This window comes from Kribbella rubisoli (assembly GCF_004217145.1).
Lineage (GTDB): Bacteria > Actinomycetota > Actinomycetes > Propionibacteriales > Kribbellaceae > Kribbella > Kribbella rubisoli.
In genome coordinates, this window is sequence record NZ_SHKR01000012.1 from 1,081,233 (window position 1) to 1,102,216 (window position 20,984).

The 20,984-nt window shown below is 66.6% G+C and carries 22 protein-coding genes and 1 pseudogene; 12 read left to right on the forward strand and 11 right to left on the reverse strand.

Features of this window, described 5'->3' with window-relative positions; all coding sequences use genetic code 11:
• Positions 1-295 precede the first annotated feature (295 nt).
• Both EV645_RS19415 and EV645_RS19420 read left to right on the forward strand, forming a co-directional pair.
• The gene (locus EV645_RS19415) at positions 296-1,879 is read left to right on the forward strand and encodes a flavin monoamine oxidase family protein (RefSeq protein WP_130445285.1); all 1,584 of its coding nucleotides are present in this window, start codon (positions 296-298) and stop codon (positions 1,877-1,879) included.
• Complete coding sequence (locus EV645_RS19420; RefSeq protein ID WP_130445286.1) at positions 1,876-2,529, forward strand: Rid family hydrolase; 654 nt, start codon at positions 1,876-1,878, stop codon at positions 2,527-2,529. Before EV645_RS19415 ends, EV645_RS19420 begins: the two co-directional genes overlap by 4 nt.
• 243 nt (positions 2,530-2,772) lie before the next feature.
• Here EV645_RS19420 and EV645_RS19425 read toward each other — a convergent pair whose 3' ends face one another.
• Positions 2,773-3,381, reverse strand: coding sequence for a dihydrofolate reductase family protein (locus EV645_RS19425; protein WP_130445287.1), 609 nt, complete (start codon positions 3,379-3,381; stop codon positions 2,773-2,775).
• 136 nt (positions 3,382-3,517) lie between these two features.
• Here EV645_RS19425 and EV645_RS19430 point away from each other — a divergent pair, with 136 nt between their 5' ends.
• Positions 3,518-4,543: a sigma-70 family RNA polymerase sigma factor gene (locus EV645_RS19430; protein ID WP_242000517.1), complete on the forward strand. Its 1,026-nt coding sequence runs from the start codon at positions 3,518-3,520 to the stop codon at positions 4,541-4,543.
• A gap of 360 nt (positions 4,544-4,903) precedes the next feature.
• Here EV645_RS19430 and EV645_RS19435 read toward each other — a convergent pair whose 3' ends face one another.
• The 3 genes from EV645_RS19435 to EV645_RS19445 form a co-directional block, all read right to left on the reverse strand.
• Positions 4,904-5,779 carry a UbiD family decarboxylase gene (locus EV645_RS19435; protein WP_277877058.1) on the reverse strand — a complete coding sequence of 292 codons (876 nt, stop codon included), beginning with the start codon at positions 5,777-5,779 and terminating at the stop codon, positions 4,904-4,906.
• 51 nt (positions 5,780-5,830) lie between these two features.
• The gene (locus tag EV645_RS19440) at positions 5,831-6,436 is read right to left on the reverse strand and encodes a LysE family translocator (RefSeq protein ID WP_157997108.1); all 606 of its coding nucleotides are present in this window, start codon (positions 6,434-6,436) and stop codon (positions 5,831-5,833) included.
• Between the two features lie 135 nt (positions 6,437-6,571).
• A complete protein-coding gene (locus EV645_RS19445) occupies positions 6,572-7,354 on the reverse strand; it encodes an SDR family NAD(P)-dependent oxidoreductase (protein WP_130445289.1) in 783 nt (260 codons plus the stop codon).
• Between the two features lie 100 nt (positions 7,355-7,454).
• Here EV645_RS19445 and EV645_RS19450 point away from each other — a divergent pair, with 100 nt between their 5' ends.
• Positions 7,455-8,357 carry a helix-turn-helix transcriptional regulator gene (locus tag EV645_RS19450; protein WP_198681711.1) on the forward strand — a complete coding sequence of 301 codons (903 nt, stop codon included), beginning with the start codon at positions 7,455-7,457 and terminating at the stop codon, positions 8,355-8,357.
• Positions 8,358-8,583: 226 nt separating this feature from the next.
• Positions 8,584-8,979 carry an LLM class oxidoreductase gene (locus EV645_RS19455; RefSeq protein WP_198681712.1) on the forward strand — a complete coding sequence of 132 codons (396 nt, stop codon included), beginning with the start codon at positions 8,584-8,586 and terminating at the stop codon, positions 8,977-8,979.
• A 6-nt stretch (positions 8,980-8,985) separates the two neighbouring features.
• On the opposite strand, the gene EV645_RS19460 is transcribed toward EV645_RS19455, so the two are convergent.
• The 3 genes from EV645_RS19460 to EV645_RS19470 are packed head-to-tail and all read right to left on the reverse strand — an operon-like array spanning position 8,986 to position 10,768.
• Entirely contained in the window at positions 8,986-9,339 is a 354-nt protein-coding gene (locus EV645_RS19460; RefSeq protein ID WP_130445290.1) for a hypothetical protein, read from the reverse strand.
• A complete protein-coding gene (locus tag EV645_RS19465; RefSeq protein ID WP_198681713.1) occupies positions 9,320-9,859 on the reverse strand; it encodes a DUF6328 family protein in 540 nt (179 codons plus the stop codon). Before EV645_RS19465 ends, EV645_RS19460 begins: the two co-directional genes overlap by 20 nt.
• Positions 9,860-9,889: 30 nt before the next feature.
• Complete coding sequence (locus tag EV645_RS19470) at positions 9,890-10,768, reverse strand: SDR family oxidoreductase (RefSeq protein ID WP_130445291.1); 879 nt, start codon at positions 10,766-10,768, stop codon at positions 9,890-9,892.
• Positions 10,769-10,863: 95 nt separating this feature from the next.
• Here EV645_RS19470 and EV645_RS19475 point away from each other — a divergent pair, with 95 nt between their 5' ends.
• The 3 genes from EV645_RS19475 to EV645_RS19480 all read left to right on the forward strand — a co-directional run bounded on the left by EV645_RS19475 (position 10,864) and on the right by EV645_RS19480 (position 13,843).
• Positions 10,864-12,450 (forward strand): alpha-amylase family protein, encoded by a 1,587-nt coding sequence (locus EV645_RS19475; protein ID WP_130445292.1) that lies wholly within the window; start codon positions 10,864-10,866, stop codon positions 12,448-12,450.
• 65 nt (positions 12,451-12,515) lie between these two features.
• Entirely contained in the window at positions 12,516-12,674 is a 159-nt protein-coding gene (locus EV645_RS41905; RefSeq protein ID WP_157997109.1) for a hypothetical protein, read from the forward strand.
• A complete protein-coding gene (locus tag EV645_RS19480; protein WP_130445293.1) occupies positions 12,671-13,843 on the forward strand; it encodes an alcohol dehydrogenase catalytic domain-containing protein in 1,173 nt (390 codons plus the stop codon). Before EV645_RS41905 ends, EV645_RS19480 begins: the two co-directional genes overlap by 4 nt.
• Positions 13,844-13,923: 80 nt before the next feature.
• Here the strand turns inward: EV645_RS19480 and EV645_RS19485 are convergent, their stop codons facing one another.
• Positions 13,924-14,313 carry an SRPBCC domain-containing protein gene (locus tag EV645_RS19485; RefSeq protein ID WP_157997110.1) on the reverse strand — a complete coding sequence of 130 codons (390 nt, stop codon included), beginning with the start codon at positions 14,311-14,313 and terminating at the stop codon, positions 13,924-13,926.
• 337 nt (positions 14,314-14,650) lie between these two features.
• Here EV645_RS19485 and EV645_RS19490 point away from each other — a divergent pair, with 337 nt between their 5' ends.
• Genes EV645_RS19490 through EV645_RS19505 form a run of 4 tightly spaced genes read left to right on the forward strand, consistent with a single transcriptional unit; the run spans position 14,651 to position 18,289 of the window.
• Positions 14,651-17,095, forward strand: coding sequence for a molybdopterin oxidoreductase family protein (locus EV645_RS19490; RefSeq protein WP_130445295.1), 2,445 nt, complete (start codon positions 14,651-14,653; stop codon positions 17,093-17,095).
• Between the two features lie 3 nt (positions 17,096-17,098).
• Positions 17,099-17,581 carry a hypothetical protein gene (locus EV645_RS19495; RefSeq protein WP_130445296.1) on the forward strand — a complete coding sequence of 161 codons (483 nt, stop codon included), beginning with the start codon at positions 17,099-17,101 and terminating at the stop codon, positions 17,579-17,581.
• Entirely contained in the window at positions 17,578-18,051 is a 474-nt protein-coding gene (locus EV645_RS19500; protein ID WP_242000518.1) for a CinA family protein, read from the forward strand. The genes EV645_RS19495 and EV645_RS19500 overlap by 4 nt, the downstream gene beginning before the upstream one ends.
• 22 nt (positions 18,052-18,073) lie before the next feature.
• Positions 18,074-18,289: a hypothetical protein gene (locus EV645_RS19505; protein WP_130445298.1), complete on the forward strand. Its 216-nt coding sequence runs from the start codon at positions 18,074-18,076 to the stop codon at positions 18,287-18,289.
• Here the strand turns inward: EV645_RS19505 and EV645_RS19510 are convergent.
• From EV645_RS19510 to EV645_RS19520, 3 genes and pseudogenes are all read right to left on the reverse strand, one after another.
• The gene (locus EV645_RS19510) at positions 18,286-18,663 is read right to left on the reverse strand and encodes a VOC family protein (RefSeq protein WP_130445299.1); all 378 of its coding nucleotides are present in this window, start codon (positions 18,661-18,663) and stop codon (positions 18,286-18,288) included. The two genes, EV645_RS19505 and EV645_RS19510, sit on opposite strands and share 4 nt — an antisense overlap.
• 232 nt (positions 18,664-18,895) lie before the next feature.
• Positions 18,896-19,282, reverse strand: a pseudogene (locus EV645_RS19515) (flavodoxin family protein); the annotation flags it as partial.
• A 78-nt stretch (positions 19,283-19,360) separates the two neighbouring features.
• Positions 19,361-20,863, reverse strand: a complete 1,503-nt coding sequence (locus EV645_RS19520; RefSeq protein WP_242000519.1) for an FAD-dependent oxidoreductase — start codon at positions 20,861-20,863, stop codon at positions 19,361-19,363.
• Between the last annotated feature and the right edge of the window lie 121 nt (positions 20,864-20,984).

A 20,984-nucleotide genomic window follows, 5' to 3' on the forward strand; every position in this document is an offset into this window, starting at 1 on the left:
GTACGGTGCGGGTCCGTGTCGGGGACGGGTCCACATCAAGTCGGTAGTCGATGGTCCGTGCTGAGGGTTGAAGTTCGGCCAAACCCGGCTCCCGCGCCGTTGTCATCGTGCCCAGCCGGATTGCTGGATCAGCGAGCTGGGGACCCGAGGTTTTGACATGTTCGTTAAGTCGAAACATACCTGTCGGTACGAGCGTTAACTCGTTACGCTCCTGACATGCCGTGACAACACCGTCTCCTTAGCTTTCTGGTCAGCAATCTCAAATGCCCAGTGAGTTGCCCAGTGAGGAGAAGGTATGGCGCAGACCAGACGTCAGTTCCTGCAGCAGGTCGGGATCACCGGTGGGGCGGGGGTTCTGTACTCCACGATGTCGGCGCTCGGCCTCACGAGTGTCGCCGAGACTCCCGCGTACGCGGCTCCGTCGCGGGCCGACCTGACCGGCCGCGGCGCCAAGCATGTCGTCGTCCTAGGCGCCGGGATCGCTGGGCTGACCTCGGCGTACGAGCTCCTGAAGGCCGGTTACAAGGTCACCCTGCTGGAGGCCCGCAATCGTCCGGGCGGCCGCAACTGGACCGTCCGGGGCGGAACCGTGGAGACCGATCTGGCCGGCAACACCCAGCGTGCGACGTTCTCGCCCGGTCAGTACATGAACGCGGGGCCGGCGCGGCTGCCGCAGCACCACGTGACGCTGGAGTACTGCCGCGAGCTGGGTGTCGCGATCGAGCCGTTCGTCAACCAGAACGCCGACGCGTACCTGTACCGCGAGGGCTCGACTGCCCTGTCGAACAAGGCGATCCGGCATCGCACCGCCAAGGCGGACGTCTACGGCTACGTCGCCGAGCTGCTCGCCACCGCCACCGACCAGGGTGCGCTCGACGGCCGGCTGACCGCGGCCGACAAGGAGGCGCTGATCGGGTTCCTCGGCAGCTTCGGCTCGATCGGGAACAAGGCGGCCGGTTTCGCATACACCGGGACCGACGGCCGCCGCGGCTACACGGTCGAGCCGGGCGCCGGGTTGGAGGGCGGTACGACGGCCCCGCCGTACGCGCTGAGCGACGTGTTCGCCAGCGGCGTGGGGAACTACTTCTCGTTCGAGTTCGGCTGGGACCAGGCGATGATGATGTTCCAGCCGGTCGGCGGCATGGACCGGATCCCGTACGCGTTCGAGCGCGCGATCGGCAAGGACAAGATCCGGTACGGCGCGGAGGTGACCGGGTTGAAGAACACTGGTTCCGGCGTCGAGGTCACGTACAAGAACGGGACGCGGACCCGGATGATCACCGCGGACTACGCCATCTGCACCCTGCCACCGCACCTGGCCGCGAAGGTCCCGTCCAACCTGCCCGCGCCGATCATCGAGGCCCTCAAGTACGCACGACCGACGAACGCCGGCAAGATCGGCATCGAGTACGGCCGGCGCTGGTGGGAGGAAGACCACAAGATTTACGGCGGCATCACCAACAGCAGCCTCGACACGGTCAACACCTGGTACCCGTCGTACAACTTCCACGGCGAGCGCGGGACCGTGATCGGCTACTACAACACCGGCTCGAACGCGAACGCGTACGGCGCTCTGACGCCGGCGGCGCGACTGGAGCGCGCGCTGATGCAAGGCGCCAAGATGCACGGTGACGTGTACACCAAGGACGTGAAGGCGGCGTTCTCGGTGAACTGGCTGGGCACCAAGTACTCCGAGGCGTCCTGGGTCAGCTGGCCGTCCCAGACCGACGGGATCTACGCCCGGCTGCTCGATGCCACCGGCAACATCTACTTCGCCGGGGACCATCTCTCGCACGTCATCGCCTGGCAGCACGGCGCGATCACGTCCGCTCGGGCGACGGTGACCACGCTGCACGACCGGGTGGTGGCGAGCCGATGAGGACACGTCTGCTCGTTGGAGCTGTGGCGTTGGTGGTGTCGTTCACGGCGGGAGCCGGTACTGCAGCCGGATGGTGGGACAAGCCCAGACCGCCGAAGCCCGGGACCGTCGTGCCGGCGTTGCCTGCAGGCCAGGCGAACCCGATGATCGCGACCGGCGTCGGAATCGGCGCGAACACGCCGGTCTACAAGACGAGCGGGATCGGGCCGTCGGCTCTCAACACCGGCGCTCCGGCCGGCTCCGAGGCGTCGTACGTCGACACCGCGATCTTCCCCGGCGGGGCGTTGCCCGCGGGGGTGACGATCACCGAGGCCCAGGGCATCAACGTGCTCCGGCGTATCGGGGAGAACCTCGCGGCTGTTGGACTGTCCTACGCCGACGTCTACACGATGCGGGTCTTCCTGCAGAATCCCGCCGGTGCGGCGACGGCCGACTTCGCCGGCTGGAACCGCGCGTACCGGCAATACTTCGCGAACACCGATCTCACCACCGGCGCCTTCGTCCCGGTCCCGCTCGGTACGGCGCCACCCGCCAAGCCGTTCGTGATCAACAAGTCGCGTCCGTCCCGCTTCGCACTGGAAATCGAGAACCTGCCGGTCTCCGGCTGGCTCGTCGAGGTGGAGGTCGACGCGGCCTACCCGCAACACTGAGCGGGTGAGGAGCTGGATCAGAGGAGCGTCGCGATGTCGGGCCAGGCGTAGGGGACCTCGTCGGGTGGCACCTCACCCGCGAGGCCTCCGCCGAGGGCCAGTACCCGGATCGCCAGCGAGCCGAATCCGTCGGCGGACGGACCGGTTGCCGCGGCCCACCAACCCGCCCGCCACCAACCTTCTTCCGAATTCCGTCAGACGGGGACGCTACTTCGACGGCGACGAACTCGCGTTCGTCGCCGTCTACAACCGTTGGCCTTGCACGAACTCGTAGGTGTAGAACACCAGGCTGTCACCAATCCTGCGTGTGTTGACCAGGTGCAGCGGCTTCTTGTCGCTGGTCTCGTCGAAGAGACGCCGGCCGGTTCCCAACATGACCGGAAAAACTACCAGCCGTAGTTCATCGGCCAGGTTCTGTTCGATCAGCGTGCGCAGCAGCTGATAGCTGCCGTAGACCAGGATTTCCCCGTCCACCTTCCGCTTCAGCTCCGAAATCTCCTTCACCGCATCGCCGCCCAGAACCGTGGCATTCGTCCACTGAGGCTCGTCGAGAGTCGACGACACGACGTACTTGGGGAGACTGTTGATTCTGTCGGCCCACTCCGGGCTGACGCGGACAGCCGCGCCAACGCCCGACACCATCCGGGACGCGAACCACTCACTGCTCCGCCCGCCCAGCAGCAGCGCCTCGACACCCAGCGCTTCCTGCGTCTCGCGGGCCTGCCAGTCCTCGAGGTCCTTGCTCCCCACGAACTGGTGGAACCAGCCACCCCGCTCGAAGCCCTCCGAACCATCCGGGTCTTGCACCACTCCATCGAGGGTGACGTTTGAGCTGATGACGATCTTTCCCATCTCCGTGCTCCTTCGACGATGTTGTCGGCTATCACTCGTCTAGACGCCGCGGCATCAGAAAGGAGGCGCTGTGCGACCGCCCCGTTCGCGGCTTGGCCGGCGTCGATACAGGATGGGACTGCACACAAGGAGGGCGGTGGCGGGAGTGGAGTTGGCGAGAACGGACCTGATGTCGAGGGCGCAGGCCGGCGACGGAGAGGCGTTCCGAGCACTGACCGAGCCGCACCGCCGCGAGCTCCAGGTGCACTGCTACCGGATGCTCGGATCGTTTCAGGATGCCGAAGACGCTCTCCAGGACACGATGCTCTCCGCTTGGCGAGGTCTCGAACGATTCGACGGACGCGCCTCACTTCGCACCTGGCTCTACCGCATCGCCACCAACCGCTGCCTCGACACGCTGCGCTCTGCTCGCCGACGTCCTGCTAAGCAGTGGGACATCCCGGGAACCGAACCACCAGAACCCACTGGACTCGGCGAAATCCACTGGCTCGAGCCCTATCCCGACGCCCTACTGGACGGTGCGATCACTGTGCCGCTCGGTCCGGAGGCGCGCTACGAGCAAACCGAATCCATTTCCCTGGCCTTTGTGACCGCACTGCAGATCTTGCCGCCTCGCCAGCTCGCCGTCCTCATCCTGCGCGACGTCCTCGGATTCCGCGCGAACGAGGTAGCCGACATGCTGGACACGACCGTCGAATCGGTCAAAAGTGCCCTCAAACGCGCGCGTGCAGGAATGCAGCGCCGACTGCCGTTGATTACTGCTCGAGAGCGACCGCCTGCCAGCGATTCTCCTGCCGAGGAGGCGATCGTGGCGAAGTTCGTCAGCGCCTACGAATCTGCCGACATCGACGCATTGGTGGCTCTGTTGACCGACGACGTCTTCATGTCGATGCCGCCGATGCCGCTGGAATACCGGGGCCGGGACAGCGTGACCCGCTTCTTCGCATTCATTTTCGGCACGGTACAGAGATTCGAACTGGTACCGACGCGAGCCAACGGTCAGCCGGCATTCGGGGTCTACCGACCCACCCCCACCGGCACCCACGGAGTCGGCCTCTTCGCCATCACCCTCACCGGCGACCGAATCGGCGCCATGACCCGCTTCGAAGAGACCGTCCTCTCCACATTCGGCCTGCCGCACTCCCTCCCGAGTGCGCAGTAGACGCCAGCCCGCCTCACCCACTACGAACGACGAGGACACCCACTCACTAAGTAGCGTTGCAGTATCAGACGAGGCGTCCGGCCCACAGCAGTCCGCTGGTGGCGGCGGCGAATGCGAACAGCAGGTCATCGATGAGATGGGCTCGACTCCGAGAGCGCGGACAGCTCCTGCGGAGGGTGCATGTCAATGGTTCTGTCAATGAAGCCCAGCCCGATCAGGGCCGATTAGGCGACGATGACAGCGAGGTCGGCAGGATTCCCGCCGTCGGACAGCCTGTCCCTGATCCGTGACTGGTTCGTCAGCCGCCGCGCAGGTCGCGTTAGCCGGCAGTCGATTCCTTCTGCCGTTGGGGTTGCGGGGTCAGCGGTGGTTCATCGGTAGCCGTAGACGTCTGACCATCGCGCCAGGACGCGTTGCTGGACGTCGGCCGGCCAGCCGTGTTCGAAGCTGCCCTTCACGGGGCGTTCGGTCCGGGCGAAGCGATCGGCGAGCAGGCAGCAGTAGATGACCTTGCCGGCCCGGTAGGTGTGTGTCCAGCAGGATCTTGGGTACGCCGAAACCGGCCTTGCCCGCGAAGACGATGCCGCCGATCCGCCGGGCGAGCTCGTCGGCGCTGATGCTCAGCGTCTCGAACCAGTCCCGCCGGACCGAGACGATCAGCCAGTGGATGGCAGACTCGTAGGAGAACCAGGTCGAGGTGACCGGCAGGCCCGCTGTGGTGAGGTTGTAGAGGATCTCGGCGGCGTGCATGGTCCCAGTTCCGGTGTGGTCCTCTTCCACCGGTGGTCCGGCCGCGACGACCGGCAGGATCGCACCGTCGCGGTGGGTGATGGCGGTGACCGTGAACAGCGGTTTGGGCGACGCGTCGATGGCGTTGTAGCCGGGGTACTCGTTCATCGGCCCCTCCATCACGTCCTGGTCGAAAGCGATGTGTCCTTCGATGACGATCTTGGCGGTGGCGGGCACGGGCAGGTCAACGGTCTCGGCCGGAACCACCTCGATTCCCTCCCCCGAACAGGGCACCCAGCAGGTGGCTCTCGTCCGCGCCTTCGGGCAGCGGCATCGCCCCGCCGTAAGGCAGGGTACGCGGCCAACTGGATCGCGCTGGATACCGCGAGGTGTAGCGAGTCCATCCGGGTCCTGACCGACACGGCCGGAGCATGGCGGTCTGTCGTCGAGGCACCCCGCGCCGGTGCTATGTGCGGGGCCGTCGATCAACGTCAGGTGTCCGATCATCGGCGCATTGTTGCCCAGTTCACCTTTGTCTGCGAGGGGTATCCGGCGAACTCAGGCTGGCTGTCGGTCTAGAACGAGACCCACGCCGAAGACGGTGAGAATGGCCGCGCCCGTGCGCATGACGAGAGTCGTGATCCGGCGGTTGCGGAGTACGTTGCCGGCGGCACCGAACAGGAGGGCGTAGCACAGGAGCGACGCGAACCCGATGACGGCAAAGACGACACCAAGAACCAGGGCTTGCAGCGAATCGGTCTGCGTGCCGAGGAATTGCGGGATCACGCTCGCGAAGACAATCATGGTCTTCGGATTCGACAGGTCGCAGAGCAGGCCTTCGCGGAAAGCATTCCACGAGCTCCGCGGCCGCGGGATGCGTTGAGCGATTCCGTCTGATGCTTCCAGCCCGGCGTGATGGCGCCCGAGCAAGAGCCTGAGGCCCAGGTAGATCAGGTGGGCCGCGACGTACCGGACGATTGTGAAGGCCGTCTGGGAGGCGACCAGGACTGCGGTCAGGCCAAGGACGGATCCGGCAACCCACACGAAGTCGGCTGTCAACACGCCCAGTGCTGACAGCAACGCCTGCCGACGGCCGCGCAGAAGCGCACCAAGACTTCCTGCAGCGACCGGAAGCCCGCGCTTGTCGACCCATCGGCCGCACACACCTGCGCCTCGCTGTCTGATCAGTTCCGCGACCAGATCCTGGCAGTGAACCGATAGTCCGGCGAGCCGCCGACCGGCAAGGCTCCGAGGGCTACGCGATGGCGACGGACCTTGCTCGCAGGAACACTTCCTGGCTCAGACCTGGTCGGTGGGGCGGATGACGATTTCGGCCACGGCTCGGCGGCGGGGGCTGGTGACGATGTAGGCGACGGCTTCGGCGATGTCGTCGGCGTGCAACTGTTCGACATCGGCGAACCTGGCCGTCATGCGCTCGTGGACGGCGGCTTGCTGGTGGCTGAGGAGTTCGGTTTGTACGAGGCCTGGTTCGACGACGGAGAAGCGGACGTTGCGGCGGGCGTATTCCTGGCGCCAGGCTTCGGTGGCGGCGGTGACGCCGAACTTGGTGGCGTTGTAGACGGCGGCGTTGGGGATGACCCAGCGGCCGGCGATGGAGCTGATGTTGACTACGTCGGCGACCTGGCGTGGGCTGGTGGCGGCGGCTTCGACGAGGTGGGGCAGGGCGGCTTTGGTGAGGTAGAGCAGCCCGTTGAGGTTGATGTCGACCATTTGCTGCCATTCGGTCAGCGGGGACGCGGCGGAGTCGCCGGTGAGCATGACGCCGGCGGCGTTGACGAGGGTGTCCAGTCGGCCGAGCCGATCGATGGTGGTGGCGACGGCGTCAGTCGCTGCGTCGGCATCGGTCAGGTCGGCGGCCAGCGCGACCGCCTGGCCGCCTGCCGCGGCGATTTCCTTGGCCAGTGTCTCGAGGCGGTCTTGGCGGCGGGCGACGAGCACGACGGTGGCGCCTTGGGCGGCGAACTGGCGGGCAGTGGCCTCGCCGATGCCGCTGCTGGCGCCCGTGATCAGGGCGACCGTCGTGGTCAAAGTGGTGGTGGTTCCTTCCGGGATGATCTCCATGACTCCACTGTGAGACGGGGTTTATGGGGGTACCAGGGTCTGTTTATGCAGGTATAAGTGCCACCTGGTAATAGGCTGGGCGCAGTGGCACAGTGGAGGTATGACGATGCCCCTGGCGGCGCGGTCGGCGCAGCTGATCGATGAGCAGTCCAGGCGGCGAGAACTTGCGTCGTTCCTGCGCAGCAGGCGCGAACGGATCTCTCCGGAGCAGGCCGGGCTGCCTCTCACGGGTCGCCGTCGGACGCCGGGATTGCGCCGGGAAGAGGTCGCGCACCTCGCCGGTATGGGGGTGACCTGGTACACGTGGCTGGAGCAGGGCCGGGACATCAAGGTCTCCGAGCAGGTGCTCGCAGCGGTCGCGGGGACGTTGCGGCTCGATTCGTACGAGCGGGCCCACCTTTACGCGTTGGCTGGGCATCCTGCGCCGCTGAGGGGGCGCGATTCCGCGGACATCCCGAGTGCGCTGCTGGCGATGATGCGTCAGCTCGAGCCGATTCCGGCCGTGCTGATCAACGCCCGCTTCGACCTGCTCGCCTTCAACCGCACCTACGAGCGGCTGGTCGGGGACGTGGCCGATCTGCCGTTCGAGGATCGCAATTTGTTGGTGCTGATGTTCACCTCGCCGAGGTGGCGGACCACGTTGCTCGATTGGGAGGACGCCGCCGCGCGTCTGGTCGGTCGGCTCCGGTCCGGCATGGCGGAACACGCCGCCGAGTCCGAGTGGAAGTGGCTGGTCAGGCGGTTGCGGGAGGAGTCGCCGGATTTCGAGCGCTTGTGGGAGCAGCACGAGGTACGTGGCCCGGAGAATTTCACGAAGCGTTTCCTGCACCCTGAGGTCGGCCTGCTGAGCATGGACTACACGCAGCTGTCGTTCGGGGAGCGTTCGGCGATCAAGCTCGCCACCTACACCCCGGTGGACGACGAAACCTGGTCGAAGATGATGCTCCTGCAGGAAAACATCCAGACGAGCATGGTTTCCCGTGCCGAGCAGCGTCCGACGTAGGCTTCTTGTCGGCCAGATTCCGGCACGGGTCCCGCGACTACCTTGTGCTTCTGGGCGAGCCGGTACACCACGGTTCATTGCGGTGTCGTAGAACTCTTGACCGGACTGTCGTCTGAGGAGACCGCCGACCATTTCGGAGCAATAGGTGGCGGAGGTGTACACCGGTACCTTGAACTCGGCGTACGTCGCTCGGTGATCAGGTTGGAAAGGCGCAGGGAGCCATCGGGTGGCCGCAGCCAAGGGCATGCGCTCGTCGATGTCCTCGGCGTCGGCAGGAGGAGACGGGCCGCGGTACGCGGAGGTTCCGTTGCCGTGGGCTGCCTCGGTGGAGGATGCGGCGGAGTCGGCGCGGCGGCTGTTCAGGTTCGGTGTGACTGGTTGGAAGGTGCAGGTCGAGCTCCGAACCCGGTCAACTTTCGACGCCGCGACCGAGCTGGTCACGGCAGATCACATGCGACAGCAGTTCGGCTGCGGTCCGGACGTGAAGCGCCATGTCGAGGTCGCGCAACAGTTCGCCGACGCCGGCTTCGACCAGTTGGCCCTGATCAACGCCGGCCCGACATGGACGGCTTCTTCGACTTCGCCCGCACCGAACTTCTCCCCCGCGCGCCGTGCCCTCTGACGATCCTCAGGCGTGTTCGCCGTCGAGCAACTCGTGGAGCTTCTCCAGGGCATTCTGGATATCGGGATGGTCGTACTGCGCGGCCCGTGACTCGGCGCTGATCACGCCGCAACGGTGCACGCGGCGGAAGTCGCCGTACGGAAACTCGTAGTGTCCTTTGGTCTCTTCGTCCATGTCGCTGTGGATGCCGAGGAACCAAAGGCTGTAGTCGCTCCAGCCATGCTTGTCCAGGTACGCGTTCTGCTCGGCCGCGGTCGGGGCGTGCTCGCTCCAGTCGTCCCGCACGTCCTTGACCGTCTGCCCCTTGTTGATCAGGTACTTGGCGTGCTCGAACGCCTTCTCATTCAGCTTCACAGTCATAGCGCCCCGGTTCCCGCCCGCCCGGAGACGAATCAGACGCCGCGTGCCGGTGCCTGAGGTACGCCGGGATCGCCAGCCAGAACACGACGAACCAAACCAGCACGCCGACAACCAGCGCGATCGCGGCCGGCCGGGGGAGGACCACGTCGAGCGCGATCAGCACTCCACCGCAGATCGCAGCGACCAGGAAGGTCATGCCGCCCCTGGCGAGCCGGTCGGTCACGGTGACGAGCTGGTCGCGCAGCCCTTTCCGGTAGAGCAGCCGGTGGACGGAGACGGGTGCGAGGAACAGCGCGACGGCGAGCGCCGCGGCCAGGAGTGTGCACGCGTAGACGGTGTGGGTGAACTGGTCAGCGGTGTGGAACTGGTTCTGGAACGCGATTCCCAGCAGGAACGCGAACAGGATCTGCGTCCCGGTCTGAACGAGCCGAAGCTCTTGGAGGAGCTCGTCCCAGTGTCGATCGAGCCGCTCGCCGGAGGTCTCGTCGTCACGCTGGTAGGTCAACCGCTTGGAACTCATCGGGCTACCTTCCGCCGCCAGGTCTGATCGTCAGGGAAGTGGGCGGCCGCCGGTGGCGCCGATGCGTTCGCCGGTGACGTAGGTGGAGTCGTCGGAGGCGAGGAAGACATACAAGGGTGCGAGTTCGGCGGGCTGGCCGGCTCGGCCTAGCGGGGTGTCGGCGCCGAAGTCGCCGACCTTGTCGGCGGGCATCGTCGCGGGGATGAGCGGTGTCCAGATCGGCCCCGGCGCGACGGCGTTCACCCGGATGCCCTTCGGAGCCAGTTCTTGAGCCAGTCCCTTGGTGAAGTTGAGGATCGCCGCTTTGCTGGTGGCGTAGTCGAGCAGATTCGGCGACGGCTCGTAGGCCTGGATCGAAGTGGTGTTGATGATCGCCGACCCCTCCGACAGGTGCGGCAGTGCGGCCTTGCACAGCCAGAACATCGCGTAGACGTTCGTCTTCAGCACGCGGTCGAACTGCTCGGTAGAGATATCCGCGATCCCCTCCTGCGACATCTGGTACGCCGCGTTGTTGACCAGGATGTCGATCCCGCCGAGCTCCTGCACGCACTCGTCGACGAGTCGCCCGCAGTGCTGCTCGTCCTGGATGTCGCCGGCCAACGCGGCCGCCGTACGCCCCGATTCGCGGACCAGACGGCAGGTCTCTCGGGCGTCCTGCTCCTCGGCCTCGAGGTGGGAGATCATCACGTCCGCGCCCTCACGCGCGAACGCGAGAGCAACCGCACGTCCGATCCCCGAGTCGCCCCCGGTGATCAACGCCCGCTTGCCGGTCAGCTTCCCGCTGCCGCGATAGGTCTGCTCGCCGTAGTCCGGCTCCGGGGTCATCGCGCCACTGTGCCCGGGATGCTCCTGGGTGTGCGGCTCCTGCTGTTCCGGGCCGGCATACCTGGTCGTCGGATCGCTGCTCATCGTCCGCCTTTCGTCGTCGCGTCGCCTTCGCGGTACCCGCTGCTCGCCCGACGCACGCGCGTTTTCTGCCTGGCGAGCGCGGGTACCGGCCGGCCATGCGGCTCGACGGAAGGGTGATCTATCAGCTGGATCCGGCGACGTTCTTCGACTCCGACGGTGACGGCGCCGGTGATCTGGAAGGCGTGGTCCGCAAGCTGGACCACATCCGCGCGGTCGGGGCCGACACGTTGTGGCTGCAACCGTTCTATGTCTCGCCGTACCGCGATGCCGGGTACGACATCGTGGACCATCGCGATGTGTCGTCCCGGTTCGGCACGATGGCCGACTTCGAGACGCTGGTCGCGCGGTGCCACCAGGTGGATCTGAAGGTGATGATCGAGCTGGTCGTCCAGCACACGTCGGTGGATCATCCGTGGTTCCGCGCGGCCCGCGTGGACGCGGATTCGCCGTACCGGGACTACTACGTCTGGGCGTCGGAGGCGCGGGATGATCCGGCGGTGGAGAAGCCGGTGTTCCCGGGGGTCGAGGACTCGATCTGGGCGTACGACGATCAGGTGGGGAAGTACTACCGGCATGCGTTCTACCGGCACGAAGCTGACCTGGACGTCGGCCATCCCGCCGTCCGTGCCGAGATCGCCGGGATCATCCGGCATTGGCTGGACCGCGGTGTGGACGGGTTCCGCGTCGACGCGGTGCCGTACATGGTCCGGCAGGCGGCGCTGGCAGACGGTCGCGACGACGGCTACTGGTTCCTGTCCGAGTTGGCGGCCGCAGCTGACGGCGTACCGCTGATGGGCGAGGTGGACGTGGCGCCGGACCAGTACGGCCCGTACTTCGGTGACGCCGACAGGCTGCACGCCGTGCTGGACTTCTGGACGAACAACCTGCTCTTTCTTGCGCTGGCCCGCTGCGATGCCGAGCCGCTGCTCCGGGGGCTGCGGGCGCAACCTGCGCCACCGGATGGGTGTACGTATGTCAACTGGCTGCGCAACCACGACGAGCTGGACCTCGATCGACTCACCGAGGCCGAGCGTCACGAGGTGTTCGATGCCTTCGCTCCCGAGGAGAACATGCGTGCCTTCGGGCGGGGGATCCGTCGTCGGCTGGCGCCGATGCTCGGTGACGAGCGGCGGATCGCGATGGCGCATGCGATCGCGCAATCGTTGCCCGGGGCACCGGTTATCCGGTACGGCGAGGAGATCGGCATGAGTGAGGATCTCTCGCTGCCTGATCGTGCCTCGGTGCGGACTCCGATGCAGTGGTCGGCCGCGGACAACGCCGGCTTCAGCAAGGCGCCACCCGGTGTTGTCGAGCCTGGTCCGATCGCCGCTGGTCCCTACGCTTTCACGAGCGTCAACGTCGCCGAGCAGGAGCTGCGCCCCGGTTCGCTGCTCAGCCGCGTCTCGCAACTCGCCACGACGCGGCGCAGTCTCGGCGTTCTCCCGTCCGGCAGTTGCGAGGGCGTCGCGGTTGAGCCGCGCTCGGTGTTCGGCGTGCTGCACCGCCGCCGCGACGACGCTGTACTGATGCTCGCCAACCTGTCACCGGACGAAGTCCGGGTGCACCTGCCGTACGACGTGCGCGCCGATCTGCTTGCGGACAGCAACTATCAGCCGGCGACCGACGACCTGGTCCTCACCGGCTACGGCTACCGGTGGTTACGCGTCCACAATGCCAGCTGAATGCCCTGCATGGATGGCTTGCCGGGCGGGCACAGGAAATCACGTTCCTTCGTCTGGAGGTCATCATGAGTACGACGCCTGTGCCGCCGGTTCCGCCGTTGCCTGATCCCACGGACCCGGATCGCCCGGGGCGGGACGATCCGGACACGACGCCGTACCCGGATCCTGAGCCGCAGCCGGACGAGGATCCCGACGAGCAGCTGCCGAGGCCTGAGGGCGTATGAAGGCGCTGACCTGGCAGGGGAAACGGGAGGTCGGGTACGGCGACGTGCCGGATCCGCGGATCCAGGAGCCGACGGACGCGATCGTGAAGGTGACGTCGAGCGGGATCTGTGGATCGGATTTGCATCTGTACGAGGTGATGGGTCCGTTCCTGGATGCCGGTGACGTGCTCGGTCATGAGGTGATCGGGATCGTGGAGGAGACCGGGTCCGAGGTGGGCGGGCTGCGGGCCGGTGATCGGGTCGTCGTACCGTTTCAGATCGCGTGTGGGTCGTGCTTCATGTGTGTGCAGGGTTTGCAGACGCAGTGTGAGACGACGCAGGTTCGCGAGCGGGGGATGGGTGCGGCGCTGTTTGGTTACACCAAGCTGTACGGGCACGTGCCGGGTGGGCAGGCGGAGTACGTGCGTGTCCCGCAGGCGCAGTACGGGCCGATCAAGGTGCCCGATGGCCCGCTGGACGATCGGTTCGTCTATCTGTCCGATGTGCTTCCGACGGCCTGGCAGGCGGTCGAGTACGCCGGGATCCCGGCTGATGGCACGGTCGTCGTACTCGGACTGGGCCCGATCGGCGACATGGCCGGCCGGATTGCGCTGCACCGCGGTCACCGGGTGATCGGCGTCGACCTGGTCGCCGATCGGTTGAAGCGTGCACGGGCGTATGGCGTGGAGACGCTGACGTACTCCGACGACGTGGCGGACGTGATCCGGGATCGCACCGAGGGTCGTGGGCCGGATGCGGTGATTGATGCCGTCGGCATGGAAGCCCACGGTTCGCCGGTCGCGCGGCGTGTGCAGCAGGTGGCGGGGTTGTTGCCGGGCGCAATCCAGCGCACGTTCATGCAGAGGGCCGGCGTGGACCGGATGGCGGCGTTGCTGCTCGCGATCGACATCGTGCGTCGGGGCGGCACGATCTCGCTGGTCGGGGTGTACGGCGGGATGGCTGACCCGCTGCCGATGCTGACGATGTTCGACAAGCAGATTCAACTGCGGATGGGGCAAGCGAACGTCCGCCGGTGGAGCGGTCAGATCCTTCCGCTGCTGACCGATGACGACCCGTTGAACGTCGACAGCTTCGCCACCCATCATCTGCCGCTGTCGGACGGTCCCGCGGCGTACCGCATGTTCCAGCAGAAGGCGGACGGCGCCGTCAAGGTGCTCCTCACCCCTTGACGCCTGTTTCAAGCATTCCGAGACGTACGCCGTCCGCAATTCGCCCCGCATGCGATTTCGATGTACTCGCACGGTCAACGTCAGGGCTCGATCGGCGACAGTTCCGGGAGCATCTGTCCCTCAATCAACTGCCTGAGGCGGTCGAGAGCAGTCGTCCAGAGTTTGTCGTACTGGGCCAGTAGCGTGTCGTGGATGCCGGCGTGGGTGAGGATCAGGTGCGCACCCCCGCGTCCGGGCACTACGTCCACCAGGACCGTGCTTGCGGGGTGCGGCGGCCGGTCGAAGGCGGCCTGGAAGTAGTGCGGAGGTTCGCAGGTCGTGACGATCCCGGTCTGTTCGGTTCGGGCCGGCGTGACGACCACGAACCCGCCGTACTGCGTGTCGCTCAGGACGGTCGGCCCGAGCCAGCGACTGAGATTCTCGGGCCTGGTGATCAGTTTCCAGAGGCGCTCTGCATCACATCCCAACATGCGTACGTACCTCAACTGCGGCGCCCGATCCGCGCGTGACGCCCGTCGTGTATTCGATGTACGAGCCATGGACAACCGGTGCCCATGGATCGCGTTACAACTCATTCAAACGGCGCATAGGGCCGCTCAGGGAACGGCCGCGGCGGCTGGTCCCGCTTCCGCCCCTCCAGAGGAACCTTCGGCACTTGCGAACTTTGCCGTCGCCCCGATCCCTGTCCATCGGCTGGCCGCGATATCGACCACCCGACTGTGACTACCTGCGAGCGCTCCCGTGCACGTCGCGAGGCCTCGCGAGCGGCGCTGTTTCCCGGCCTCGGCGGCGGGGAACTCGCGGATCATGGGAACGATTGATCGGATAGCGGAGCCGTGGGGTACGCGTACGCCGTACGGCACGGGTGAACCGTGGCCGGTCCGGGTCGATACCCGCCTCGACGACGGGCTGACCGAAGCCGACGTGGACGCTTGGTTCCAGTCGGCGACGATCTTGCATTCGAACGGCGACGGGCTGGACATCGCGGTGAAGGACGGCCGGATCGTCGGAGTACGCGGGCGTGCGACGGATCGGGTCAACCATGGCCGGCTCGGCCCGAAGGACTTGTTCGGCTACCAGGCCAACAACTCCGCGGACCGGTTGACCTCGCCTTTGGTCCGTCGTGACGGACGCTTGGTCGAGACGGGTTGGGAGACGGCGATGTCGATGGTCGCCGATCGAACCGAGGAGTTGCTCAAGGAACGCGGTCCGAGTTCGATCGGCTTCTACACGACCGGGCAGCTGTTTCTCGAGGAGTACTACACTCTCGCGCTGATCGCTCACGGCGGGATCGGTACCAACCATGTCGACGGCAACACAAGGTTGTGCACGGCAACGGCCGCGGCGGCGCTGAAGGAGTCGTTCGGCAGTGACGGCCAGCCGGGTTCCTACACCGACGTCGATCACGCCGATGTCATCGCTTTGTACGGCCACAACGTCGCCGAGACGCAGACGGTGCTGTGGAGCCGGATCCTCGACCGATTGGCCGGCCCGAACCCGCCGCGGATCCTCTGCGTCGACCCACGCCGTACGCCGGTGGCCGAGGCTGCGACCGTTCATCTGGCACCGAGACCCGGTACGAACGTGGCGCTGATGAATGCGCTCCTGCACGAGATCGTCGCCAACGACTGGGTCGACCACGCGTACGTCGACCAGCACGCTGTCGGGTTCGACGAGCTGGCGAAGCAGGTCGCTTCCTGTGACGTGGACTGGGCGGCCGAGATCTGCGACGTACCCGCTGACGATCTGCGTGCGGCCGCGCGGCTGCTCGGACAGGCAGAGCGGCTGCTGTCGACCGTGTTGCAAGGGTTCTATCAATCACATCAGGCAACTGCGGCGGCGGTGCAGGTCAACAACGTCAACCTGCTCCGCGGGATGCTCGGCAAGCCCGGCTGCGGGATCCTGCAGATGAACGGCCAGCCCACAGCCCAGAACACCCGGGAGTGTGGAGCCGATGGCGACCTACCCGGATTCCGCAACTGGGCGAACGACGAGCAGGTGAAGGATCTGGCCCGGGTCTGGAATGTCGAGCCAGCCCAGATCCCGCACTACTCGGAGCCGACGCACCTGATGCAGATGATGCGGTACGTCGAGGACGGGTCGATCCGCTTCCTGTACGTGAGCGGGACGAACCCGGCCGTCTCGCTCCCGGAACTCGGCCGCATCCGCGACGTACTCTCCCAGGAGCGGTTGTTCCTCGTTGTGCAGGACATCTTCTTGTCCGAGACCGCTCAACTCGCCGACGTCGTCCTTCCGGCGGCGACCTGGGGTGAGAAGACCGGCACGTTCACGAACGCGGACCGCACCGTGCACCTGTCGGAGAAGGCCGTGGATCCGCCGGGCCAGGCACGGCCCGATCTCGACATCTTCCTCGACTACGCACGGCGGCTGGATCTGCGGGACAAGGATGGCGAACCGCTGGTCACGTGGAGCGACCCTGAGGGTGCGTTCGAGGGGTGGAAGGCGTGTAGCGCCGGCCGTCCGTGCGATTACAGCGGGCTGACGTACAGCAAGCTCCGTGGTGGGAGCGGGATCCAGTGGCCGTGCAACGACGAGCATCCGGACGGTACCGAGCGCATCTACGTCGACGGCGAGTTCTGGAGCGCGCCGTCGTACTGCGAGAGCTATGGGAAGGACCTGGTCACCGGCGCGCCGGTGGAGCCGGTCGAGTACAAGGCGATGAATCCCGACGGGAAGGCCGTGATCAAAGCTGCGGAGTACCTGCCGCCGCACGAGCCTCCGTCGGCGGAGTTCCCGTATCTGTTGACGACCGGGCGCACGCTGTACCACTTCCACACGCGAACCAAGACCGGGCGGGTGCCGCAGTTGCAGGCGGCCGCACCGGATGTATGGATCGAGATGTCTGCCGAGGATTCCGCTGTGCACGGGTGGGACGAAGGTGATCTGCTGCGGGTGTCGACCGCGCGGGGAGGGGTCGAGGCTCGGTTGCGGGTGAGTGGTATTCGGCGCTCGACGCTGTTCCTGCCGTTCCACTACGGGTATTGGGACACGCCGGGCGGGTCCGGACCGGCTGAACGCGGCCGGGCTGCGAACGAGCTGACCATCACCGATTGGGACCCGTGCTCGAAACAGCCCTTGTTCAAGTCCGCGGCGGCGCGGGTCGAGCGCATCAGCGTCGCTGACGGCCCGTCTCGCGCGCCCACGACGACCGCCTCACGTCCGGTTGCCGGCGCGTCTGTGCCGGAGACCAGAGGCGGGGCAGCGGCGGCCGTACTGGAAAGGCTGGAGTGACGGATGAAGAACAAGGTAGGACTGGCGATCGAGGAACTGCACCGCGCGGAGAGTGACCTCGCCGCAGAACTCCTCCGGGCCTCGGACCGGCACAAGGTCGGCCACGACATCTTCTACCTCGGGCACGACCTGGCCAGGTGGTCAGAGCAGCACGTCCACAAACTTGCCGAGCACGGCCGGAACTACGGCCTGGACCTCGACGCGGACGATTCGGGGCTGATGGCAACGATCCGCCGGCGAGGCGCCGAACTGGCCGGCCGGCGACACGATCCGGGACTGCTGCTCCTCAAGGACCTTCGTGAGATCCACCGGCAGGCGGCCGGGGTCTCGCTGGACTGGGAGATCCTCGCCCAAACCGCTCAGGCCCTCAAGGACGAGGGGCTGCTCCGGCTGAGCCAGGAATGCCACCCGCAGACGCTCCGGCAACTGCGGTGGGCCAACGCCTCGCTCAAGACGAACGCGGCGCAGATCATGGTCACGCCGTGAACTCGGACGACGAGACAGCTGAGATCGCGGAGCGCATCGGTCGGAGAGCGCTCGCGACCGGGCTGCGGGTCGCCGTTGCCGAGTCACTGACCAGCGGAGCCATCGCAAGTCAGCTCGGAGCTGCACCTGAGGCGAGTTCGTGGTTCACCGGGGGAGTTGTCGCGTATGCCGCGGACGTCAAGTTCAAGGTCCTCGATGTCGATCCTGGCCCCGTGGTCACGGCACGCTGCGCCGTCCAATTGGCCAGAGGCGCCGCCCGGCTGCTCGGAGCCGACATCGCCGTCGCAGTGACCGGCGTCGGCGGCCCGGACCCTGACGAAGGTCACCCCGCCGGCACGGTCTACACAGCCGTATGTCACCTGTCCGAGCAGCATGTCAGCCACAACGTCTTCGAAGGCGACCCATCACAGGTAGTCGACCAGGCCACCTTCACAGCCTTGCAGATGCTACTGAGCGCTGTTGAGCCTTAGTGCGACCGGTTGTGCCTGTGGGTTGGGTACAGCGGCCGCCGGCCGGCGGATCGAGTGCCCGACGCTGGCCCTGTGGTCGACCGACGACGACCTCGAGAGGCTCTACGGGAATCCGGTCGAGGTCTGGCGGCCTTGGTGCGGGCAGGTGGAAGGGCACGGCATCAAGTCGGGTCATCACATGGCGGAGCAGGAGCCGGAAGACCTGGCCAACAGCTTGTCCGCGTTTCTTGGAGGCTAGTAGCCGGGCAGGAACAGGCAGACGAGGTGGCCGTGGGGGTCGCGGATGACGCGCACGCCGTCGGGTTGTGGCTGATGTGACTCGACGGTCGCGCCGAGGCTGACGGCGCGCTCCACCTCGCGGTCCAGGTCGTCGACCTGGACGTCGAGATGCGCCTGCATCTGCTGGACGCCGGGGTGCTGCGGCCAGACCGGTGGAACGTGGTCGGATTCGAGTTGGAAACTCAGCCCCGGCCTCTCGTGCTCGGGATGCCGCAACCGGACCCATCCCGGCTCCCGGCTCATCTCCACCCAGCCCAGCAGTTCGCGATAGAAGTCGGCCAACGCGGGCGGATCGGGGGTTCCTAGGACAGTGGCAGCAAGTTGTGCAGTCATCAGTCGCCTTCGATTGCTGGGTATTGCTGGTCGCGGAGGAGGCGGGCCAGGTGGGCGGCGTTCGCGGCGGCGGTCTTGGTGGTGAGGCCGGTGTGGTGTCGGGTTTCGGGCCGGCGTCGTTGTAGTCGACCGAGCCCATCGCCTCACCCACCCAGTACGTCGCGCCGGCCGCCGGGATCGTGAATCCAACATCGTTCAACGGCTGGAGTACCTCGGTGGTGACGTGATGTGCGCCATCTTCGTTGCCCACGACACCGACCACGGCGACCTTCCCGTACACCGACGGACGGCCCTGCTCGTCCTTCTCGGACAGCTCGGCGTCTAGCCGCTCCAGGACCATCTTGCAGACGCTGGCCGGCTGCCCCATCCAGATCGGGGTCGCGATGATCAAGATGTCCGCGGCAAGCATCTTCTCCCGCAGCGCAGGCCACTCGTCGCCATCGCCCTCGTCGACGCTGACCCCGAACCGGACGTCGTGATCGGCCACCCGGACCAGCTCGCCGTCGACGTCATGATCGGCCAAGGCGGTCAGCAATTCGCGCCCGATCAGCTCCGAACTCGACTTCGCCGGTGACTTCTTCAGCGAACAACTCAGCACCAACGCCCGCAACGTTGCCATCCGCAATCTCCCTTCGACGCTCTCGAATCACCCGGTTGCCATCGAGAGACGGTCGGAAACCGTCTGCCGGGCAACCGCTCACTCGTCGGGCTTGGCCAGCGGGGTTGTCGCCGGGCCGTCGAGGACGGAGCCGTCGGGTGCGAAGCGAGAGCCGTGGCAGTTGCAGTCCCAGGTGGTGTCGCCTTGGTTCCAGCGCAGGGGACAACCGAGGTGTGTGCAGACGGGTACGACGGTGTGCAGGCGGCCGTCGTGGTCGCAGTACGCGCCGACCGTCTTGCCGTCGAGGTCGTACAGGCCGCCTTCGCCGACCTCCACGTGGTCGAGCCCGCGGCCGAGGATGCGGCGGAGGTGTCCGGCGGTGAATTCCTTGCCGACCTTGAGGTTGTCCTTGATGAGTTCCGCGACAGCGTGTGCATCGCCGATGCGACTGGCGTCGTACAGCTCGCTCCAGGGGTTGTTCCGGCCAAGGACGGTGTCGCGCAGGATGCCGGCGGCAACGGTTCCGTTGGTGAGGCCCCATTTGTTCATGCCGGTCGCGATCAGGATCGGCGAGCCGGGCGACTTGCCGACGTACGGCAGCAGGTCCGGGGTGCTGTAGTCCTCGGCGGACCAGCGATAGTCGGGCTGAACGTCGGTGTTCCAGAGCGAGCCGACCCACTCGATGAGAGACCGGTACGCCGCGTCTGTGTCCTGCTCCGCGCCGGTTTCGTGGCCGCCGCCGACCACGATGAGTCCGTTGGGTCCGCCACCCGGCCACGGTCGCGTAGACCGCACCGGTGCGTCGGCGGAGATGGTCATGCCGGCTGGTGCCTCGACCGGTAGCCGTACGGCGATCCCGTGCGATTGATTCGGCCTGGTACGGGCGAAGTACCCGCCGAGAGTGCCGATCGGCAGCAGCGTGGCGACCACTGCGTGCGCTGCGCTGACTCGAGGCCCGACGGCGGTCAGCGCCTCGACGCGGTCGTCGGTGGGATCGAGGTCTGTGACTCGGCTGTGCTCGTAGATCCGGCCGCCTGCCTCGATGAAGGCGCGGGCCAGGCCGGCGAGGTAGCGCACCGGATGGAGCATCACCTGGTCGTCGAAGCGCACGGCCGACGTGCCCTGCCCCGGCAGGCCGGTCTCATCAGGTCCCGCGAGCTGCGCCGGCAGACCGAGATCCCATGCGACATCTGCTTCACGCTGCAGATTGCTCGCCGAGTAGACGAACGACGGCCCTCTGGTCAGTTCGCATTCGATACCGAGCCGGTCAACCAACAGCGCGATCTGCTCGACCGCGCCTTGGTTCGCAGAGGCGTACTGCCCGGCCTTGTGGCGTCCGTGCCGGTCGACCAGGGACGCGTAGATGGCACCGTGCTGCGAGGTGACCTTGCCTGTGGTGTTGCCGCTGGTCCGGGCGCCGATCCGCGCGGCTTCGAGCAGGACGACATCCGTTCCCTCTTGCTGCAGGTACAGCGCGGTCGTCAGCCCGATCACGCCGCCACCTACGACGAGTACGTCGCAATGCTGGTCGCGACCGATCGCGTCGTACTCCGGGCTGGTCGCGGTCGCATGCCAGACCGAGCGGTTCGTCGTCATCATCATCCGCCTCCGGGCGGTGGTGGAGACCCGGCCCGCCGTACTGGCCGCACTCCATCACCTGCGCCGTATGAACATCATGGAACTGCCACACGGAGCCACCCGCCCAGACCCCGTCTGTGTTCGA

Coding starts and splice junctions, on each gene's coding strand:
- EV645_RS19415 (WP_130445285.1), top strand. CDS start 296: ATGGCGCAGACCAGACGTCAGTTCCTGCAGCAGGTCGGGATCACCGGT.
- EV645_RS19420 (WP_130445286.1), top strand. CDS start 1,876: ATGAGGACACGTCTGCTCGTTGGAGCTGTGGCGTTGGTGGTGTCGTTC.
- EV645_RS19425 (WP_130445287.1), bottom strand. CDS start 3,381: ATGGGAAAGATCGTCATCAGCTCAAACGTCACCCTCGATGGAGTGGTG.
- EV645_RS19435 (WP_277877058.1), bottom strand. CDS start 5,779: ATGATCGGACACCTGACGTTGATCGACGGCCCCGCACATAGCACCGGC.
- EV645_RS19445 (WP_130445289.1), bottom strand. CDS start 7,354: ATGGAGATCATCCCGGAAGGAACCACCACCACTTTGACCACGACGGTC.
- EV645_RS19450 (WP_198681711.1), top strand. CDS start 7,455: ATGACGATGCCCCTGGCGGCGCGGTCGGCGCAGCTGATCGATGAGCAG.
- EV645_RS19460 (WP_130445290.1), bottom strand. CDS start 9,339: ATGACTGTGAAGCTGAATGAGAAGGCGTTCGAGCACGCCAAGTACCTG.
- EV645_RS19465 (WP_198681713.1), bottom strand. CDS start 9,859: ATGAGTTCCAAGCGGTTGACCTACCAGCGTGACGACGAGACCTCCGGC.
- EV645_RS19470 (WP_130445291.1), bottom strand. CDS start 10,768: ATGAGCAGCGATCCGACGACCAGGTATGCCGGCCCGGAACAGCAGGAG.
- EV645_RS19475 (WP_130445292.1), top strand. CDS start 10,864: ATGCGGCTCGACGGAAGGGTGATCTATCAGCTGGATCCGGCGACGTTC.
- EV645_RS41905 (WP_157997109.1), top strand. CDS start 12,516: ATGAGTACGACGCCTGTGCCGCCGGTTCCGCCGTTGCCTGATCCCACG.
- EV645_RS19480 (WP_130445293.1), top strand. CDS start 12,671: ATGAAGGCGCTGACCTGGCAGGGGAAACGGGAGGTCGGGTACGGCGAC.
- EV645_RS19485 (WP_157997110.1), bottom strand. CDS start 14,313: ATGTTGGGATGTGATGCAGAGCGCCTCTGGAAACTGATCACCAGGCCC.
- EV645_RS19490 (WP_130445295.1), top strand. CDS start 14,651: ATGGGAACGATTGATCGGATAGCGGAGCCGTGGGGTACGCGTACGCCG.
- EV645_RS19495 (WP_130445296.1), top strand. CDS start 17,099: ATGAAGAACAAGGTAGGACTGGCGATCGAGGAACTGCACCGCGCGGAG.
- EV645_RS19510 (WP_130445299.1), bottom strand. CDS start 18,663: ATGACTGCACAACTTGCTGCCACTGTCCTAGGAACCCCCGATCCGCCC.
- EV645_RS19520 (WP_242000519.1), bottom strand. CDS start 20,863: ATGATGATGACGACGAACCGCTCGGTCTGGCATGCGACCGCGACCAGC.